This is a genomic window from Streptomyces sp. NPDC023157 (genome assembly GCF_055560575.1).
On the sequence record NZ_JBVHIL010000006.1, the window covers coordinates 41,149 to 57,384 of the forward strand.

14 protein-coding genes and 1 pseudogene are annotated in these 16,236 nt (G+C 73.5%); 10 read left to right on the plus strand and 5 right to left on the minus strand.

Annotated features, from left to right (window positions below):
• Nucleotides 1-164: 164 nt before the first annotated feature.
• The 3 genes from ACZ3ZE_RS22130 to ACZ3ZE_RS22140 all read left to right on the plus strand — a co-directional run bounded on the left by ACZ3ZE_RS22130 (nt 165) and on the right by ACZ3ZE_RS22140 (nt 3,688).
• Nucleotides 165-1,271: a fatty acid desaturase family protein gene (locus tag ACZ3ZE_RS22130; protein ID WP_361627895.1), complete on the plus strand. Its 1,107-nt coding sequence runs from the start codon at nt 165-167 to the stop codon at nt 1,269-1,271.
• 42 nt (nt 1,272-1,313) lie between these two features.
• A complete protein-coding gene (locus tag ACZ3ZE_RS22135; protein WP_361172201.1) occupies nt 1,314-1,877 on the plus strand; it encodes an MOSC domain-containing protein in 564 nt (187 codons plus the stop codon).
• A gap of 197 nt (nt 1,878-2,074) precedes the next feature.
• On the plus strand, nt 2,075-3,688 hold the full coding sequence (locus tag ACZ3ZE_RS22140) for a phospholipase D-like domain-containing protein (protein ID WP_361627892.1): 1,614 nt from the start codon (nt 2,075-2,077) through the stop codon (nt 3,686-3,688).
• A 60-nt stretch (nt 3,689-3,748) separates the two neighbouring features.
• On the opposite strand, the gene ACZ3ZE_RS22145 is transcribed toward ACZ3ZE_RS22140, so the two are convergent.
• The 5 genes from ACZ3ZE_RS22145 to ACZ3ZE_RS22165 all read right to left on the minus strand — a co-directional run bounded on the left by ACZ3ZE_RS22145 (nt 3,749) and on the right by ACZ3ZE_RS22165 (nt 8,846).
• Nucleotides 3,749-4,135 (minus strand): hypothetical protein, encoded by a 387-nt coding sequence (locus ACZ3ZE_RS22145; RefSeq protein ID WP_361172207.1) that lies wholly within the window; start codon nt 4,133-4,135, stop codon nt 3,749-3,751.
• A 332-nt stretch (nt 4,136-4,467) separates the two neighbouring features.
• The gene (locus ACZ3ZE_RS22150; RefSeq protein ID WP_361172210.1) at nt 4,468-5,385 is read right to left on the minus strand and encodes a MurR/RpiR family transcriptional regulator; all 918 of its coding nucleotides are present in this window, start codon (nt 5,383-5,385) and stop codon (nt 4,468-4,470) included.
• Between the two features lie 139 nt (nt 5,386-5,524).
• The gene (locus ACZ3ZE_RS22155; protein WP_467260284.1) at nt 5,525-6,895 is read right to left on the minus strand and encodes a tannase/feruloyl esterase family alpha/beta hydrolase; all 1,371 of its coding nucleotides are present in this window, start codon (nt 6,893-6,895) and stop codon (nt 5,525-5,527) included.
• A gap of 240 nt (nt 6,896-7,135) precedes the next feature.
• Nucleotides 7,136-7,990 (minus strand): hypothetical protein, encoded by an 855-nt coding sequence (locus tag ACZ3ZE_RS22160; protein ID WP_467260287.1) that lies wholly within the window; start codon nt 7,988-7,990, stop codon nt 7,136-7,138.
• A gap of 253 nt (nt 7,991-8,243) precedes the next feature.
• A complete protein-coding gene (locus ACZ3ZE_RS22165; protein WP_467260290.1) occupies nt 8,244-8,846 on the minus strand; it encodes a class I SAM-dependent methyltransferase in 603 nt (200 codons plus the stop codon).
• Nucleotides 8,847-9,030: 184 nt separating this feature from the next.
• Between ACZ3ZE_RS22165 and ACZ3ZE_RS22170 the strand changes: the two are divergent.
• The 7 genes and pseudogenes from ACZ3ZE_RS22170 to ACZ3ZE_RS22200 form a co-directional block, all read left to right on the plus strand.
• Nucleotides 9,031-9,792: pseudogene (locus ACZ3ZE_RS22170) on the plus strand (MHYT domain-containing protein); the annotation flags it as partial.
• Between the two features lie 312 nt (nt 9,793-10,104).
• The gene (locus ACZ3ZE_RS22175) at nt 10,105-12,957 is read left to right on the plus strand and encodes a sensor histidine kinase (protein ID WP_467260293.1); all 2,853 of its coding nucleotides are present in this window, start codon (nt 10,105-10,107) and stop codon (nt 12,955-12,957) included.
• The gene (locus ACZ3ZE_RS22180; protein ID WP_361172225.1) at nt 12,954-13,388 is read left to right on the plus strand and encodes a roadblock/LC7 domain-containing protein; all 435 of its coding nucleotides are present in this window, start codon (nt 12,954-12,956) and stop codon (nt 13,386-13,388) included. The genes ACZ3ZE_RS22175 and ACZ3ZE_RS22180 overlap by 4 nt, the downstream gene beginning before the upstream one ends.
• 12 nt (nt 13,389-13,400) lie before the next feature.
• Nucleotides 13,401-13,817 (plus strand): DUF742 domain-containing protein, encoded by a 417-nt coding sequence (locus ACZ3ZE_RS22185; RefSeq protein ID WP_361172228.1) that lies wholly within the window; start codon nt 13,401-13,403, stop codon nt 13,815-13,817.
• Nucleotides 13,798-14,412: a GTP-binding protein gene (locus ACZ3ZE_RS22190; RefSeq protein ID WP_361172231.1), complete on the plus strand. Its 615-nt coding sequence runs from the start codon at nt 13,798-13,800 to the stop codon at nt 14,410-14,412. Before ACZ3ZE_RS22185 ends, ACZ3ZE_RS22190 begins: the two co-directional genes overlap by 20 nt.
• 118 nt (nt 14,413-14,530) lie before the next feature.
• Complete coding sequence (locus ACZ3ZE_RS22195; protein WP_329427220.1) at nt 14,531-14,953, plus strand: roadblock/LC7 domain-containing protein; 423 nt, start codon at nt 14,531-14,533, stop codon at nt 14,951-14,953.
• A 60-nt stretch (nt 14,954-15,013) separates the two neighbouring features.
• Nucleotides 15,014-16,159, plus strand: a complete 1,146-nt coding sequence (locus ACZ3ZE_RS22200) for a DUF6397 family protein (protein WP_467260296.1) — start codon at nt 15,014-15,016, stop codon at nt 16,157-16,159.
• Nucleotides 16,160-16,236: the final 77 nt, after the last annotated feature.

Here is a 16,236-nt window from a genome sequence, read left to right on the forward strand (position 1 = left end):
CCCGCCCCGCCGTGGTGGGGAAGACCCCACCCCCATCCCCAGGGCCGCCCCCCGAACCGGCCCGGGTGGTGACGCCATGGCCCGGACCGACCGCCGATCCGTAGGTTTCGAGTGGCCGCCGAGACCCGCGCGGCGACCCCTTCCACGGACCCCGGAGCCCCGCCATGTCCCAGGCCACCGCGACGCTCGCCCCGCCCCTCGCGGCACCCGACCCGCGCCCCTCCCGCCGTCAGGGCAAGGGTGGCGGCAGCGAGTTCGCCCCACTGCTGCGCACCATCAAGGAGCAGGGGCTCCTCGAACGCAGGACCGGCTGGTACGCCCGCGGCATCGTGGTCAACCTGCTCGGCATCGCCGCCGTCATCACCGGCCTGGCGCTCATCGGCCCGTCCTGGTGGGCGCTGCTCCTCGCCGTACCGCTCGGGCTCCTCTCCGCCCGCGTCGCCTTCGTCGCCCACGACGCCGGCCACTCCCAGATCACCGACCGGCGCGGGCTCGGCCGGGTCATCCAGCTCGTCCACGCCAACCTGCTCCTCGGCATGAGCCGCGAGTGGTGGAACGACAAGCACAACCGCCACCACGCCAACCCCAACCACCTCGACAAGGACCCGGACGTCGCCGCCGACATCCTCGTCTTCGCCGCGCACCAGACCGGCGGCCGCACGGGCCTGCGGGGCTGGCTCACCCGCCACCAGGCCTGGCTGTTCTTCCCGCTGACCACCCTGGAGGGCATCGCCCTCAAGGTGTACGGCGTCCAGGCGCTGCTCGCCGAGGACGGCCCCTACCGCACCCGGCGCGAACGCCTCGTCGAAGGCGGTCTGCTCCTCGCCCACCTCGCCGGATACGTCACGCTGCTCCTGACCCTGCTGAACCCGCTCCAGGCCCTCGTCTTCGCCCTGATCCACCAGATGCTGCTCGGCGTGCACCTGGGGATGGCCTTCGCCCCGAACCACAAGGGGATGGAGATGCCCGACGCCCACCCGGACGGGGACTCCTGGGGGCATCTGCGCCGCCAGGTCCTGACCTCCCGCAACATCCGCGGCGGGGCGCTCACCGACTGGTTCCTCGGCGGTCTCAACTACCAGATCGAGCACCACCTGTTCCCGAGCATGCCGCGGCCGCACCTGCGCCGCGCCCAGAGCGCGGTGCGCGCGCACTGCGCCGCGCTGGGCATCCCGTACACGGAGACCGGCTTCGTCGCGTCGTACCGCGAGGCGCTCGGGCATCTGCACGAGGTCGGCGCCCCCCTCCGTGCCGGGAAAGGCGTCGCATAGGGTCGAGGTGCCCGACACCCGAGGAGAGGGGAGCTCCACGTCATGAGCGGTACGAGCAGCGAGAACGAGGCCGTGGTCACCACGGTCAGCAGCAACGGTGTCTACTCCTTCACCAAGCCCAACCGGGCGAGCATCACGCTCCTCGCCGGCCTGGGTGTGGAGGGCGACGTGCACGCGGGGGTCACCGTCAAGCACCGTTCCCGGGTGGCCAAGGACCCGACCGTGCCCAACCTGCGCCAGGTGCACCTGATCCACGCGGAGCTCTTCGACGACGTGGCCCTCGCCGGATTCGAGGTCAGCCCCGGCGCCCTCGGCGAGAACATCACCACCCGTGGCATCGACCTGCTCGGCCTGCCGACCGGCACCCGGCTGCACCTCGGCGCCGAGGCGGTCGTGGAGGTCACCGGACTGCGCAACCCGTGCGCGCAGATCGACAACTACCGGCACGGACTGCTGAAGCAGGTCCTCGGACGCGACGAGGAGGGCCGGATCGTCCGCAAGGCGGGCATCATGTCGGTCGTCCTGACCGGCGGGGAGGTGCACCCCGGCGACACGATCCGCGTCGAGCTGCCGGCGGAACCGCACCGGGCCCTGGAGATGGTCTGACCGGTGGCGAAGGGTCGGTCGAGGGGTGGATGCGCGGACGTGCGGGTGGGCAGATGTGCGGATGTGCGGATGGCCGGATTCCGACCGGTTCGCGTGAACCACTGACTACCAACTGGTAACTTGCGCGAGTTGATCAAGGTCGGGGGCTGCTCAGTGGTGCCCTCGGCCTGAGCCACTCCCCATTCCAAGGAACCACATTGGCACGCACCGTCCGCACGACGGCCCTCGCCCTGACCCTCTCCTTCGCCCTGTTGCCCGCCGTTCCGGCGACCGCCGCAGCGCCCGAGCCGGCGGCCGTCGCGGCCGCCGCCACCCCGCACCTGGACGCCGTCGAGCAGTCCCTGCGCCAGGTGTCCCCGGGGCTGGAGGGCTCCGTCTGGGAACGCACGGCCGGGAACCGGCTGGGCGCCTCCACCCCCGGCGGCTCCGACTGGCTGCTCCAGACCCCCGGTTGCTGGGGCGACCCCTCCTGCGCCGACCGCCCCGGCTCCCGCCGCCTGCTGGAGAAGGTGCGCGAGGACATCGCGCGGGCCCGGCAGAGCGTCGACATATCCACCCTCGCCCCGTTCCCCAACGGCGGCTTCCAGGACGCGATCGTGGCGGGCCTGAAGGAGGCGGCGGGGAAGGGCAACCGGCTCACGGTGCGCATCCTGGTCGGTGCCGCGCCGGTCTACCACGCCAACGTCATCCCCTCCTCGTACCGCGACGAGCTCGTGGCCAAGCTGGGTCCTGACGCCGCGCACATCACCCTTAACGTCGCCTCGATGACGGCCTCGAAGACCAGCTTCTCCTGGAACCACTCCAAGCTGGTGGTCGTCGACGGGGAGACGGTGATCACCGGCGGCATCAACAGCTGGAAGGACGACTACCTCGACACCACCCACCCGGTGAACGACGTCGACCTCGCCCTGTCCGGTCCGGCCGCGGGTTCCGCGGGCCGCTACCTCGACACGCTGTGGGACTGGACCTGCCGCAACAAGAGCAGCTGGAGCAGCGTCTGGTTCGCCTCCTCCAACGGCGCGGGCTGCCTGCCCACCCTGCCCCGGACGGCCGGCCCGGCCGGCGGCGGTGACGTCCCCGCCATCGCGGTGGGCGGCCTCGGCGTCGGCATCCGGCAGAGCGATCCGGCCTCGGCGTTCCAGCCCGCCCTCCCGGACGCCTCCGCCGCCAAGTGCGGCCTGACCGGGCGTGACCACACCAACGCCGACCGGGACTACGACACGGTCAACCCGGAGGAGAGCGCCCTGCGCGCGCTGGTCGCGAGCGCGACCGAGCACATCGAGATCTCGCAGCAGGACCTGAACGCGTTCTGCCCGCTGCTGCCCCGCTACGACATCCGGCTCTACGACACCCTCGCGGCCAAGCTGGCCGCCGGAGTGAAGGTGCGCATCGTCGTCAGCGACCCGGCCAACCGGGGCGCCGTCGGCAGCGGGGGCTACTCGCAGATCAAGTCGCTGTCCGAGGTCAGCGACATCCTGCGGAGCCGCCTCACGGTCCTGACGGGCGACGACCGCACGGCTCGGGCGGCCATGTGCCAGAGCCTCCAGCTCGCGTCGTTCCGCGCCTCGTCCAAGGCGACCTGGGCGGACGGGAAGCCGTACGCCCAGCACCACAAGCTGGTCTCCGTCGACGACGCGGCCTTCTACATCGGCTCGAAGAACCTGTACCCGTCCTGGCTCCAGGACTTCGGCTACGTGATCGAGAGCCCCGCCGCCGCACGGCAGCTCGCGGACGGCCTGCTCGCCCCGCAGTGGACGTACTCGCAGGCGACCGCCACGTACGACTACGCCCGCGGCGTCTGCCAGGGCTGACGGACCGGGCCGGACACCCGGCCACGTGTCGGGCCCGCCCGGCCCGTCCGACCCCTCCGGTCAGCGCCTGCGCTGGCCGGAGGGGCCCGCCAGGAGCGCTTCGGAGACCAGGCGTACGCCCCGGGAGAGACGTCCCAGCTGGTCGAGCTCCATGGCGTACATCCTGATCGTGTTCTCGATGACGACCTCGGCCACGCCCATCCTCGGCAGCTCGGCCCGGCTGGTCTGCAGGGCCGCGCGCACCGTGCGTATCTCGTGCTGGAGCTGCAGCTGCACATGCCGGGTGAGCACGGCGGGGTGGCGGGTGAGGGTCGCGTAGCCGCCGTAGCGGGCCGGGAGGAGGTCGCGGAGCCATCGGGTGGCGGTGCGGTCCCAGTCGTGCGTGCCGGGGGCCTTGACCTGGAGGGGCCAGTCGGGGCTGCGCGTGAGGGTGGCCGTCTGGGGCATTCTCGTCACTTCCGAGGGGTGTCGAAGCTCTGATCGAGACAGTGAGGCGGGCGGCCTCGGCCCAGGGGGGGTTGGCCGAGGCCGCCACGGGCGTTCCTCGTGATCCGCCGCCCTGACCGTCACCCGGTCGCACCGCGAGGAGGTGCGGCGCGCTGGGTGGCTGATTCGACGAGGACATGGGGTCGTCCTCCCTGGCTCCTGACGGATCCGGAACGCCGAAGTCAGTAAATATATATACCGTCGAGTACGCAAGAGTATGAAAAATTTCATGCATGCGGTGATGCTGAACACCCCTCTGCGGAGACGGCGCCCACACCCCCCGTGACCTGCCGTTAGAGGAAGAACCCGTGCTGGTCGGCGACCTGCTCGTACTGTTCGAGGCGGGCCTGGGTGCGCTCCGGATCGGCGTCGGCCATGGCCTGGAGCAGCGCGGCCGACAGCATGCCGGGAGCCGCGTACGAGTCGAAGACCAGCCGCGATCCGGTGCCGGCGGTCAGCACCACGTCGGCCTCCTCCACCAGCGGGCCGACCGTCGGGTCGGTGATCAGCACCACCCGCAGACCGGCGCTGCGGGCGGCCCGCAGGGCGGCCAGGGTCTCGTGGGCGTGCCGGGGCATCGCGAAGGCCAGCACCCAGCCGCCGCCGGCCGCCCGGGCCTGCAGCAGCGTGTCGTAGGCCACGCTGCCGCCACGGGTCACCAGGCGTACGTCGGGGTGGATGCGGCGGGCGGCGTACGCGAAGTACTCCGCGAGCGAGACCGAGATGCGCAGGCCCAGGACGGTCAGCGGGACCGAGCCCGCCAGCTCGCGGCCGATCTCCAGGACCTGATTCGTGTCGGCCAGCAGGCGCCGGACGCTCTCCAGGTTCTCGATCTCGGCGTCGACGGCGGCCTGGAGCTCGTTCTGCCGGATCTGCTCACGGCTGTCGGGGGTGCCCGCCACCGCGCTCAGGGCGATGGGCTGGAGCACGTCACGCAGGGCGGGATACCCGCTGAAACCGAGGGAGACCGCGAAGCGGGTCACCGACGGCTGGCTGACGCCGACCCGCTCGGCGAGCTCGGTGATGGAGAGGAAGGCGGCCTCGGTGAGGTGGTCGATCAGGTACTGGGCGATCCGCCGCTGGCCGGGGGAGAGCCGGTGTCCGTCGAAGAGCGCGAGCAGCCGGTCGGCGGGCGCCTTCTCCTGCCCCGGCGGGGTCCCGCCGGGCGTGATCGCGGCTGCCTGCGCGCGTGCCTGCTGCCCCGATGACACCGGCGGACCTCCCTCTCACGTCGCTCGTGTTCCAACATAGCCCACGCCCCGCAGGCGGATGATCATTGCGCCGTGCGGGGCGGTGCCGGTGGCCCGACAGGGACCTCCCCTGCCGGGCCGATGCTCTCCTGCCGCGCCACTACCCCTTCACAGCACAGGAGTTGACCACGTCGCCGTCCGCCGGCCGGGCGATCACATGGTCCGCGGGCGGCGTCTCGCCCGCCTCGACCCAGCGGGTCAGCGCGGTGAACGCCGAGCGGTAGCAGGGCAGGATCGGCCGCAGCCTGTCCGGGTACGTGTCGTACAGGCCGTCCGTGTGGGTGCCGTCCTGGACCGTGTAGAAGCGGTGCAGCGCGCCCCGCCCCCGGCCGTCGATCATCCGCGCGTACACGTCCGAGTCGGTGGCGACCGGCAGGAGGGTGTCCAGGTCGCCGTGGAGCGTGATCAGCGGCTTGCCGATGCGGCCGGTCAGCGCGACCTTCGCGACCGCCCTGCGGACGGAGTCCGGCCGGTCCGCGTAGGTGTACGAGGCGCCCGACGCGCACGGCGCGAGGATCTCCGGCACGGTCGTGCCGGCCGTCGCACCCGGGCACTTCGGGTCGTACGAGGGGTCGAACTCCGCCCGGAACATCTTCTGGGTCAGTCCCCAGTAGGCCTTCTCGTGGTACGGCCACAGGAAGCGCGAGCCGGGCGCGAAGCCTGCGCGGATCAGATCGTCGTCCGAGGCCGTGCCGAAGGTGCGGGCCACGGTGACCGGCAGGCTCGTCAGGAGGTTGGGGCCACGCGTCGTCCACAGCACCCCCTCCCAGTCCACGCCCCCGTCGTACAGCTCGGGCCGGTTCTCCAGCTGCCAGCGGGTCAGATAGCCGGCATTGGAGATGCCCGTCATGTACGTGCGCCGCGGCGCCTTCCCGTAGCGCTGGCGCACCGCCTTCTTCGCGGCCTTCGTCAGCTCGGTCACCCGGCGGTTCCACTCGGCGACCGCGTCGCCGGGCTCCCGCCCGTCCGTGAAGAAGTCGGCACCCGTGTTGCCCTTGTCGGTGGCCGCGTAAGCGAAGCCCTGGGCGAGCACCTGGTCGGAGATCAGGGTGTCCGAGGAGTACTGCCGGCGGGTGCCCGGAGAACCGGTGACGACGAGGCCGCCGTTCCAGTCGTCGGGCAGCCGGATCACGAACTGCGCGTCATGGGCCCAGCCGTGGGTGGCGTTGGACCGGGAGCCGTCGGGGAAGTAGCCGTCGATCTGGACACCGGGGACGCCGGACGGATTGCGGGTCCCCTTCGCCGAGAGCCCCGCCTGGTCGGCCATGTCGGTGTACGGGGTGCCCGCGAGCCCCGCCGTCGTCAGATCGGCCAGGCACGCGGACTCCTGGTGCTCGGCACCCGGCACGGCCAGCCGGTCCTGGCGGGCGCAGTGCCCGGGGGCCCGTGCCCCGGCGGGGGCCGCGGGTCCGAGGACGGTCAGCCCCGTCAGGAGCGCGGCGAGCAGCGGAACGCCTTGGGACAGGCGCATGGTGGGCCTCCGGGTGTGACGACGGTACGGATGCCCGGCGCCGTACGGACGAGCGCCGGGGCACGCCGTGGTGCGTCGGCGTACACCTCGGCGCGCCGCCACATCGTGCGCGGGACGCCGATCACCGGGCCATGGGGCGGGGCCACATCTCGGACGGCTGGGCCATGTGGCCCTCGGGGTCCGTTGGTGCCTGAGAGGGGCTGTGCGAAGGGGCGCCTAAGGGTGGTGTTACGAGGGCCCTTACGAAGGCCGGACCGCCATCGCGTCGAGTGCTTCGAGCAGCGCGGGCAGCTTCGGGCCCGGGGTCACCGGAAGCACCTCGTTCGGCTCGGTGTCGAGGAGCACGAAGGCCATGTCGCCGGTCCGCGCGACCAGCGACCAGCCGGGCCCGTCCGCACGCAGCATCCGCGCGTCGCCCCCGGCGAAGCTGGACCGGACCCGTCCGACGGGCGGCGCCTCCTCCAGGTAGGCGTCGAGCTCGGCGAGTGCCCGGCGCACGCCGTCGGAGGGGGCGGCAGGGACAGGGGCAGGGGCAGGGTCGAGGGAAGCGGGGGAACCGGCACCCGTCCCGGTGGCCTCCCCGTCCCCGGTGGAGTCCATCCGCCCGCGCCACTCGGCCCACTGAAGGGCCACCATGTCCGCGCCGAGCCGCCGCTGAGCCGGCCCCCACGCGCCCTCGTCCGGCGGGGTCAGCGGCTCCGGGGCGCCCTCCTCCGGCTCGGGATCGTGCGGTGCGGGAAGGCCCTGCGCGGCCGCGGCGACCGCCAGGGGCCAGCCGGGGAGCGCCGAGACGACCGACTGCTCGTCGGGGGAGAGGTCGTACGCCATCCCGCAGTCCCAGGAGGAGATGGCCACCGCGACCAGCGACACGTCGTCGACGATCACGGTCCACCGGGCGCCCGTACCGTCCTGCCCGAGGACGAGTCCGTAGCCCTCCGCGTACGGTTCGAGTCCGAGGGCTGCGCAGGCCGCCGGGTAGTCGTCACCGAGCACGGTGGGAAACCGCGCGGGTGTGAGCAGCGCCGCCGTCAGCACGAACAGCGCGTCGTCGTCGCCGTCCGCCGCGCCGGTCACGGCGGATTCCGGTTCACCCACGGCAGCCTCCCCATCTGGTCGTCGGCGCACCTTAACCAGTGAGTAACCTGCCCGTCGAGAGCTGTCGCCGGAACACCTCGACGGGCGGGTGGGGCACGTGACCGTGCCGCGCGCCCCTGAGGTCAGCCGCGCTCGAAGACGGCCGTCAGGGTGTGGCCCGGCCGCATGGCCGGGCCACGTCCTGTGGATCGTCAGAAGGCTTCCTCGCGGCATAAGTGTGATCACCGGATCGGACGGACAGCCACTCCGTCAGTCACTCCGAACGGCGTACCGCGAGGGCCAGGTAGCGGTCGTCCTCGTCCACGTAGCTGCCCAGCTCCCACCCCGAACCGGCCAGCACGACACGGAGGTTGGGCTCGGCGCGGAGGTCGTCGGCGGTGATCCGGCGCCCGTGCCGGGCGGCGAGCGCGGCGCGGCCGATCGGGTGGAAGAGCGCGAGCCGTCCGCCGGGCCGGACCACCCGGGCCAGCTCCCGCAGGTCCGTGGCCGGATCGGCGAGGTGCGAGACGAGCCCCGCGCCGAACACGGCGTCGAGCGACCCGGCGCGCAGCGGCAGCCGGGCGACGTCCGCGCGGAGCAGCGTGGCGGCCTTCCCGCGCCCGGCCCGTACCGCTTCGTCCAGCATCTCGGGGGTCAGGTCCGCGCCGATCACGGTGCCCGTCGGGCCGACCGCCTCGCGCAGCGGGGGCAGCGCGCGGCCGGTGCCGCAGCCCGCGTCGAGCACCGCGTCGCCGGGGCGCAGCCCGAGATCGGCGACGGCGGCGGCGTAGGCGGGGCCGTCGTCGGGGAACCGGGAGTCCCAGTCGGCGGCGCGTGCGCCGAAGAACTCGCGTACCTGTGTGGGGTCATCGCTCATGCGCCCCATGATCGCGTAACGGGGTGTCACTCGCAGGTGTGAGGTTCCGCCTCGGACGAGTGAACGTTCTGTGTGCACGTTCGAGTGCGCCGTGATCGTTCGGGAACATCTCTCTGTCATATTCCATCAGCTTTCGAAATGCGCCCCTGATGCGCCCCTGGGGGCGCACTAGCGTCCCTGAGTCATGGGACACCTGGACCACGCCACCTTCGGCTGGCTGACACCCGTGCTGTCGTACGCGATGGCCTGCACCGGCGCCGCCCTCGGCCTGCGCTGCACCGTACGCGCCCTCGACGCCACCGGCCGCTCACGGCGCAACTGGCTGCTCACCGCGGCCTCCGCCCTCGGCACCGGCATCTGGACGATGCACTTCGTCGCGATGCTCGGCTTCGGCGTGACCGGAACCGACATCCGCTACGACGTCCCGCTCACCCTCCTCAGCCTGCTCATCGCCATGGGCGTCGTGGGCGTCGGGGTCTTCGCCGTCGGATACGGACGCGACAGTCGCCGCTCCCTCCTGGTCGGCGGCCTCACCACCGGCGTCGGCGTCGCGAGCATGCACTACATGGGCATGGCAGCCCTCCGGCTGCACGGCCAGGTCCGGTACGACCCGCTGCTCGTCGCCCTCTCCGTGCTCATCGCGGTCGTGGCCGCCACGGCCGCCCTGTGGGCGGCGCTCCACATCCACGCGCCGGCGGCCGTGGCGCTCGCCTCGCTCGTCATGGGCGCCGCGGTCAGCAGCATGCACTACACCGGCATGTTCGCCGTCCGCGTCGAGGTCTCCCCCTCCCCGGCGCCCCTCCCCGGCGCCTCCGTCATGCAGTTCATCTTCCCGCTCGCCGTCGGCCTCGGCTCCTACCTCTTCATCACCTCCGCCTTCGTCGCCCTCTCCCCGTCGGCGCGCGAACGCGCCGCCTACGCCTCCGCCGGCCGCCTCACCGAACCCGACGACCGCGCCGTCGACGTCGCACCCCCCGGCTTCCGCCCCGAGCCCCGGGACGCCCGCGACGCCCGCGACACCCGGGACCCCGCCCCGCGCACCCGCGCCTACCCGTCCGGCCCGGTCGACGACACCCCCGCGGACCCGCGCCACGCGCGGGCCTAGCGGGGCTTGCGGATCAGGCCGGCTCGTCCCCACAGCCCCCCCACGGGGAGACGTCCGCCGGAGCGCCACCGGCGCCGTCTCCGGACCGTAAGCCCCGAGCACCAGGCGGACCGCCCCTTACCGGCAGGCCGTGAACGAAGGAACGAGGAGGCCATGCGAACTCCCCGCAAGACCCCGGAACCGGAGGCCGAGGCCCCGCCGCAGGCGTCCACGGCGGCCCGTGGGCGCCGTGCCCACGCCGGACGGCCCGCCGACGAGAAGGTGCGGAGCGAGCCCGCCGCCCCTCGCCCGCCCACCGCCGCCTCCGCACGCACGTCCGCACCCACTGGGGCCAGAGGCCCCGACGGAGCCCGAGGCCCCGACGGCCCCGGACCGGGCGCCCCGGCGCGAGCCCACGTGCGCGGGCTGCGCCCCCGTACCGTCCGCGCGAAGATCGTCTCCCTCCTCATGGTCCCCGTCGTCTCCCTGCTCGCCCTGTGGGGATTCGCCACCGTCACCACCGCCCAGGACATCGCCCGCCTCCGTCTCCTCCAGTCGGTCGACGCCGACATCCGGCAGCCCGTCAGCGCCGCCGTCACCGCCCTCCAGGACGAACGCCGGGCCGCCGTACGCCAGGTCGCGGCCCCCGGCGCCGGGCGCGCCGCCGAGCTCAAGGACCGGATCGCGCGCACCGACACCGCCGTCGCCCGGCTCCGTCTCGACGCCCGGCACACCGTCGGCGACACCGGGAACCTCCCCGTGGACGTCTCAGGCAGGGTCGCCGCCTTCGTCGCGAAGGCCGAGGGACTGGGCAGGCTCCGCACCGCCGCAGCCGACGGCCACGCCGACTGGGACCAGGTCTACGCCGTGTACACCTCAGCCATCTCCGCCGGCTTCGGCGTCGACGGCGCGCTCACCGGCATCCAGGACCCGCAGGCCGGATCCGACGCCCGTGTCCTCCTCGAACTCGCCCGCGCGGGGGAGATGCTGGCCCGCGAGGACGCCCTCCTGGGCTCGGCCCACCTCACCGGACGGCTCGACGCCGACCGTCTCCGGGCGTTCGGCGGCGCCGTCGACGCCCGCCGCGCCCTCGTCGAGGCCGCCACCGCCGACCTGCCCGCGCCCCAGCGCACCGCCTGGCACGAGCTCACCGCCCAGCCCGGCTACCGGCGGCTCACCGCGGCCGAGGACCGTGTCCGCGCGGCCGACCCCGGCCGCCGGGCGGCCCAGGCCACTTCCTCCGGCGACTGGGACGACGCCCACGCCTTCGTACGCGACGGCATCGCGGGCGTCGAGACGGGCGCCCACCGCGCGGCGGCCGACCGCACCGACCCGTTCGGCGGAGGCGCCTTCAGCACCGGCGGCGCCGCCGTCCTCCTCGGCCTCGCCGCGGTGGGCGCGTCCCTCGTCATCTCCGTCCGCATCGGCCGCGGCCTCGTCGTCGAACTCGTCAGCCTGCGCAACACCGCTCTGGAGATCGCCCGCCGCAAACTCCCCGCCGCCATGCGCCGACTGCGCGCCGGAGAAGAGATCGACGTCCAGGCCGAGACCCCGCCGGGACCCGCCCCCCAGGACGAGATCGGCCAGGTCGGCGAGGCGCTCACCACCGTCCACCGGGCCGCGCTCTCCGCCGCCGTGGAGCGCGCCGAACTCGCCCACGGCATCTCCGGCGTCTTCGTCAACCTCGCCCGCCGCAGCCAGGTCCTGGTGCACCGCCAGCTCAACCTGCTCGACACCATGGAGCGACGCGCCGACGACCCCAACGAACTCGGCGACCTCTTCCGGCTCGACCACCTCACCACCCGGATGCGCCGCCACGCCGAGAGCCTGATCATCCTCTCCGGCGCCGCCCCCGGCCGCGCCTGGCGCATGCCCGTGCCTCTCACCAACGTCGTCCGCGCCGCCGTCTCCGAGATCGAGGACTACGCCCGCGTCGAGGTCCGCCGTCTCCCCGAGACCGCCATCGTCGGCGGCGCCGTCGCCGACCTCACCCACCTGCTCGCCGAACTCATCGAGAACGCGGCCCAGTTCTCCCCGCCGCACACCAAGGTCCGGATCAGCGGCGAACCCGTCGGCAACGGCTATGCCCTGGAGATCGAGGACCGCGGTCTCGGCATGGGCAGGGACAGCCTCGCCGAGGCGAACGCCCGGATCGCCCAGTCCGAGGCCCTCGACCTCTTCGACAGCGACCGGCTCGGACTCTTCGTCGTCAGCCGCCTCTCCGCGCGGCACGAGATCGCGGTCCACCTGCGCACCTCGCCCTACGGCGGCACCACCGCCGTCGTCCTCCTCCCCACCGACCTGCTGCAGGGCGCCCTCCCGCCCGGCCGGGGCACCGCCCCCGACCACCCCGACCGGCCCGCGTACGGTCCCGGACCCGCGCGCGAGCCCGAAGCCCGGCACGCCGCCGAGGCATCCGTACGCGAGGAGCGCCCCGCCCCCGACGCCCGCACGGCCCAGGCCGTCCACAGGCGCGATCCCGAGGCACCGCGCCCGCCCCGGATACCGGCGGTCCCCGCGCCCCGGGAGGCATGGGGAGTGCCGCTATCCGGGGGCAGGCCCGAGCAGCGAAAGCCTCCCGCCGGTGTCACCGCCATCGGCCGGCGCCCCCGCTCCGTGACGCCGGCGCCCCCGGCCCGGCCCACGCCCGTCCTCCCGCCGCCACCGGCCCCGCCCGCCGACGGAACCGACGGCCGGCCGCCCGAGTCGGACGGCCACGAGGGACCGGGCCCGAGCGCGGACCTGCCCCAACGCGTGCGGCAGGCCAGCCTCGTACCGCAGTTGCGCGAGGCACCCGCCCCCGCCCCGTACAGCACGGCGGATCCCCCGCCCACCACGGCCCAGCGCACCCCCGAACAGGTCCGGGACCGCATGACCGCCTACCGCGACGGCTGGCAGCGCGGCGGCGGGCCAGTCCCCGGCACCCCGGCCCACGGCACCCCGCTCGGCAGCAGACGCCCCTTGGGCACCGGCCAGCCCGGCCGGCCCGCATCCAGCACCCCCGGCAGTGAAGGAGACGACGCATGATCGACCACGAGAGGATGCCCCACCAGCGCTCCGGCGAGCTCGACTGGCTCCTCGACGACCTCGGCACCCGCGTCCGCGAGGTCCGCCACACCGTCGTCCTCTCCAACGACGGCCTCGCCGTCGGCGCCTCCAGCGGGCTCAGCCGCGAGGACGCCGAACACCTCGCCGCCATCGCCTCCGGCTTCAACAGCCTCGCCAAGGGCGCCGGGCGCCAGTTCCACACCGGCGGCGTGCGCCAGACCATGGTCGAGATGGACGACGGCTTCCTCTTCGTCGCCGCCGCGGGAGACGGCTCCTGCCTGGCCCTGCTCAGCTCCGTCCACGCCGACATCGGCCTCATCGCGTACGAGATGGCCCGCCTGGTGAAGCGGGTCGGCGAACACCTGCACACCCCGCCGCGGCTCACCGTGCCCCCACCGGCCGCCGGCTGACCGGAGACCCCCATGAACGAGGACAGCACCGGCTCGCCCCAGGACGGGCCGGGCAGTCGTTGGTACGACGCCGAGGCCGGGCCGCTCGTCCGGCCGTACGCCCTGACGGGCGGCCGCACCAAGCCCGGACCGAGCAACGTACGGTTCGACCTCATCGCGCTCGTCGTCGTCGACGACGACCCGCCGGGCGGGGCGGAGGAGTCCCTGCTCGGCCCCGAACACCGGTCCCTGCTCGCCCTGTGCCGGGCCGAGACCCAGTCGGTCGCCGAACTCTCGGCCGACGCCGACCTCCCGGTCGGTGTCGTGCGGGTGCTGCTCGGCGACCTCCTCGAAGCGGGATTCGTACGGGTCAGCAGACCGGTGCCTCCCGCACAGCTCCCTGATGAACGCATCCTGAGGGAAGTAATCGATGGCCTACGAGCGCTCTGAGAGCACCCCGGAGGGCGACGTGGACACCACGGCCCTCGCGCTGAAGATCCTGGTCGCCGGCGGGTTCGGGGTCGGCAAGACCACCCTCGTCGGCGCGGTGAGCGAGATCCGGCCGCTGCGGACGGAGGAACTGCTCAGCCGGGCCGGGGAGTCGGTGGACGACACCGGAGGCGTCGCCCAGAAGACCACCACGACGGTCGCCATGGACTTCGGCCGCATCACCATCCGCTCCGGACTCGCCCTGTACCTCTTCGGAACGCCGGGACAGGACCGCTTCTGGTTCCTGTGGGACGAGCTGTCCCAGGGAGCGCTCGGCGCCGTCGTCCTCGCCGACACCCGGCGCCTGGAGGACTGCTTCCCCGCCGTGGACTACTTCGAGCACCGGGGGATCCCCTTCGTCGTCGCCGTCAACTGCTTCGCGGGCGCCCGGACATACGGCGCGCACGATGTCGCGCGCGCCCTCGACCTGGACCGCGGAACGCCCGTGGTGCTCTGCGACGCAAGGGACCGCGACTCCGGCAAGGAAGTGCTGATCCGCCTGGTCGAGTACGCCGGCCGGATGCACACGGCACGGCTCCTGGACTCGGTGGGCTGACGGCCCGGCGGGCGTCACGTCCTCGGGGCGGCGCGCAGGTCGTGACGGGTGCTTGCCCTGTCCACGACAGTGCGTAAGGCTGGCAGGTGACACGCACCAACAGGGGGAGGACCACACAATGGCGTTGGACCGAGGACTCGACTGGCTTCTCGACGATCTGACCGGTCGGGTCGAATCCATACAGCACGCGCTGGTGCTGTCGAACGACGGCCTGGTCACCGGGGCGAGCAGCGGTCTGGCACGGGAGGACGCGGAGCACCTCGCCGCGGTCTCCTCCGGTCTGCACAGTCTCGCCCGCGGCTCCGGCCGGCACTTCAAGGCCGGCCGGCCACGGCAGACCATGGTCGAGTTCGACGAGGCGCTGCTCTTCGTCACGGCGGCCGGCGACGGCAGCTGCCTGAGCGTGCTGAGCGCCGCCGAGGCCGATGTCGGCCAGGTCGCCTACGAGATGACACTGCTGGTGAACCGGGTGGGCGAACACCTGGGCGTGGCGGCGCGGCAGCCCGGCGGCGAGGTTATCCACAGGCCGAGCGAAGGGTAGTCACTACCGGTTACGGTCATCACCGAGAGTATTCAGGACTCGCGGGGGAGGACCGACGACATGACCACGCAGGACCGCACGACACCGCACGACCCTGGCACCACGCTGGACCGCACGACCCAGCACGTACGCGGCACCACGCTGGACCGCACGACACAGCACGTACGCACCGCAGCGCAGGACCGTACGACGCACGGGGGCACCATCACGCAGGAGGACGGCTCGCAGGTGGTGACGCCGGGGCGGGCGGCGGAAGAGCTGGGACTGCGGCGCGACGAGTTCCAGCTCGCCGTCCAACTGGGCATCGTCCGGACGGTGTCGGGGACGGCGACGGGCTCCGTGTCCGCCGCCGGCCCGGACGGGCCCGGCATCGCTGCGCGCCGACGCGTGCGGTGGAGCGAGATCGAACGCCTCAGAGCCGCCCCGGACTTCCCCGAAGGGCTGCGCGAACGGGTCCGCGTCGTCGGCACGACGGAGGGCGCCCGACTCCTCGCGGTCACCCGGGAGCGCTTCACCCGACTCGCCAGGACCGGGCACTTCAGCCCGCTGCGGTTCTACGTCAACCGCTACCGGGCGGTCGTCTGGCTCTACCCGGCCGCCGAACTGGCCGAGTTCGCCCTCAACCACCCGGGACTCCTCACCGGCCGCCTCCCGCTCGACGTGCGTTCCCGGGCCGACGGGTACGAGGACTGGCGGCCGCGCAACTGGCGGGCCCGGCGGCTCGGTTCGCTGCTGCGGGCGAGCAGGGACCCCTGGGTGCGGACGGCCGCGATCGCCTCGCTGCTCGACCCGCTCCAGGTCGCCGAGGTCGTCGACGACCCCTACGAACGCGTCTACCTGGACCGGTTCCGCCCCGCGCCGCCCGCGTGGCGGCCGACCGGCCCGACCGGCCGTGAGATCGCCGACCGCCTGATGCTCGCCGACGACCCGGACGAGATCCTCTGGCACCGGATGAGCCTCGCCCTCGCCCTGGACGAGGCCCGCGCCGACCGCCAGGCCCCTCGCCCGGACGGACGCGGCACGCCGCTTGTCGCCGTCGTACGGCGGGAGGAGGCGCCCGCGCGCGAGGACAGCGGGAGCGGTGCCGCCGTGACCGTGGCTCCCGTTCCGGTACGGCCGCCGGGCGTCACCCGGCCGCCGGGGAGGCGCGTCCGGCGAGGCCTGCTCGACCGGCTGCGCAGGCGCAGGGAGGTGGGGCGCACGTAGGGGCCACCGCGGCGGGGACGTGTCGGAACCGGCTCCCGGGGCGCGTCCGACGCGCTTCGGCCGGGGTGCGGTGGGGC